The sequence below is a fragment of the Moorena sp. SIO4A1 genome (assembly GCF_010672065.1).
GTDB lineage: Bacteria > Cyanobacteriota > Cyanobacteriia > Cyanobacteriales > Coleofasciculaceae > Moorena.
In genome coordinates, this window is the sequence record NZ_JAAHHX010000843.1 from 1 (window position 1) to 1,264 (window position 1,264).

2 protein-coding genes are annotated in these 1,264 nt (G+C 35.7%); both read left to right on the forward strand.

Going from position 1 to position 1,264, the window contains the following annotated elements; all coding sequences use genetic code 11:
• Positions 1 to 710, forward strand: a 710-nt coding sequence (locus F6K53_RS43395; protein WP_293086924.1) for a ParA family protein, incomplete at its 5' end; no start/stop codon positions are given.
• Positions 694 to 1,092, forward strand: coding sequence for a hypothetical protein (locus tag F6K53_RS43400; protein ID WP_293086927.1), 399 nt, complete (start codon positions 694 to 696; stop codon positions 1,090 to 1,092). The genes F6K53_RS43395 and F6K53_RS43400, both read left to right, overlap by 17 nt.
• The last annotated feature ends 172 nt before the right edge of the window (positions 1,093 to 1,264 follow it).

Here is a 1,264-nt window from a genome sequence, read left to right on the forward strand (position 1 = left end):
GTATTGCTCAGGAGTTAAGTGGTTCTATTCAAACTCTTAAGAATCTTCCTGGCTCTATTTCCTATCTTCTTGATAAAACAGCCAAGAATTTTTCTGCTGACTATATTCTGATTGACATGAGTCCAAGCTTAAGCTCAATTAATCAGAATTTACTGATGACAAGTGATTTCTTTATATTGCCTACAATTCCTGATTTCTTTTCAGTTATGGCAATTGATTCAGTAGCAACAATTCTACCTAAATGGCATCAGTGGGCACAGAAAGCCAGCGAATTGCCAGTTCTCAAAAAAGCTAATTACCCATTCCCAAAAGTTACCCCTCTCTTTCTTGGAACAATTATTCAAAATTATCGAATTAGGTACGGAAACCCAACTATTGCTGTCAATAAATGGATAGATAAGATTAACTATGCTATTGAAAATACACTGTTCCCAGCATTAAGCCGTGAACACATGGTTTTTCCTAGGGAAGTTTATTTGGGTGAAAAAATTAAGGAGGATTTATGCCTCATAGGAATTCCTGATTTTAATAATCTCATTTATTGTTCTCAAGAAAATCAAACACCTGTATTTGCTTTAACTGCTGAACAAATTGGGCAAACTGGCAAGGTTTTAGAACATACTCAAAACTACCAAAATCACTTTAGAGAATCTTTTTCCACATTAGCAGATAAGGTAATTAATCTAACTTCTAATGCAGTCCGCGCTTGATCAATTCCATATCAGCATCCGTCGTGTTCGAGATTTGATAGCTGTTCATAATTCTGTTAAAGCACAATCTACATCTGCTCTCGACCTTTCAGACATTTTGAGAGCAACACTGGTGCTATCTGTCAGTGCATTAGATTATTATATTCATGAAGTAGTGAGATTAGAAATGCTAGAAATTTACCGTGGAAATCGCTCAGAGCCTCCGGCATTTTCTCGCTTTCAAATTTCCTTGGAAAGTATGCGTGAAGGTTTAAATGTTGCTTCAAATATAGACGATTGGTTAGAAACGGAAATTCGACAAAAACACAGCTATAAAAGCTTTCAGCAGCCAGAAAATATAGCAGATGCCATTAGATTAATTTCAGATAAAAAATTATGGTAAGAAGTTGGTAAGGTGATGGGTAAACCGGCAAAATAGATTAAACAAAAGTTGAGCATTATCGTCGATCGTAGAAATAAAATTGCTCATGAAGCTGACATAAATCCAACACTAGGACTAGGTGATAGATGGCCGATCAATGAGAAACTTGTTAATGATGCTGTTGATTTCATTG